This window comes from Pseudomonadota bacterium (genome assembly GCA_034660915.1).
Lineage (GTDB): Bacteria > Desulfobacterota > Anaeroferrophillalia > Anaeroferrophillales > Anaeroferrophillaceae > DQWO01.
The window spans coordinates 8,511-9,899 of record JAYEKE010000173.1 but is presented as its reverse complement, the minus strand read 5'-3'; the positions used below and the strand labels follow the sequence as shown (position 1 = coordinate 9,899).

Below are 1,389 nucleotides of genomic sequence, written 5' to 3'. Positions count from 1 at the left end.
CCAACCATGATAAGATGATACCGTTCAGCCGACTTCATGGCTTTTACTTCTTCAGCCATTGAGGCCGTATCAAAAGGAACGCAGGCTACTTCAACCTGATCTCCCCGTTTTTTATTGAAACCTATGGCTTTTTTAACCATACTGGTATAAACCAGCATATCCGCGTCGGAACGGGGAGCAAATTCCGGTTTTTGATCTTTGCCGGCTTCCTCGTATATCCCATCCACCAGGACGGCAACACTGATGTTTTTCACCGTGCCCACCGGCAGTAATGTATGGCTGACCGTTTTACTAACCTCATAATTCCTGGTCTGATCATCTTTTTTACTGGCACTTGCCCCAGCTCCCGCCGGAGCTTGAGCTGCCGCCCCAGGCACATTTGACGCAACTCCAGGTGCACCCTGACCGGCTGCAGCCGGTTCCTGATTGGCCACTGAAAGAAGATGTTCGCTGCGAACCGCGGTTAGATCCGGATCGAACAGCTCTTCAGTCTTTTCCACCTGGCTGAAATCCATCGGGGCTGAAACCCTGACCACCACTTTCTGCAACCCCACAACCCGCTCCATCATCGTCCGTAATCTTTTTTCCAGATTGCTTTCATATTCCCGCTTGATACTTATCTGCCTGGCGGTCATGGTTTTATCATCAGCAGACTGCAGGATTTCCTGGGACAGTACCATACCCCGGGTATCCAATACGGTTACCTGTACCGGCTGCAAACCTTCAACGCTGCCGGCAACCAGCTTCATCACCCCCTCTACCTGTTTCTTATTCAGCCGGTTTCCCGGTTTCATTTTTAAAATAACCGAGGCCGTCGCCTCTTTCTGCTCTTCAATAAATAACGATTTTTTCGGGATAACTAAATGCACCCTGGCCGATTTCACCTGGCGAATTTCCCTGATGGTTCTGGCCAGTTCACCCTGTAGAGCCCGCTGGTAATTGATATTCTGAACAAATTCGGTAATCCCGAGATTACTTTTATCAAAAATTTCAAAACCAACCCCACCACGCGGCAGATTACTTCCCACCAGTTTCAGCCTGGTTTCATAGACGTCTTTACGGGCAACCTTGATTACCCGACCCTGATCAACAAGTCGATATTCGATTCGCTCTTTTTTAAGAAACTGAACAACTTCGGCAGCGGCATCGGGATCCAGATTGTAGTACAACGGTTTAAAGGAAGTACTAATGGTAACGGCTACGGCCACAGCCAGACCAACTAGAAGCACCACCACCCCTCCAACCAGAGCAATTCTCATCGGAGCTGTCTGGCCTTTCAGCCGATTCAGTATTTGCTTCATCCAGTCAAACATGACAGTGCTCTCCCCGGTCAAAACTATTAATTATTCTGTTGGGCGCGCTAAAGCAATGTCCCCGATTGTCCGCCGC

The 1,389-nt window shown here is 49.2% G+C and carries 1 protein-coding gene; it reads right to left on the bottom strand.

The genetic code is table 11. The annotated features are described in order from the left end of the window. Positions 1-1,313, bottom strand: a 1,313-nt coding sequence (gene fliF / locus U9P07_10105) for a flagellar basal-body MS-ring/collar protein FliF (protein ID MEA2109757.1), incomplete at its 3' end; no start/stop codon positions are given. Positions 1,314-1,389: the final 76 nt, after the last annotated feature.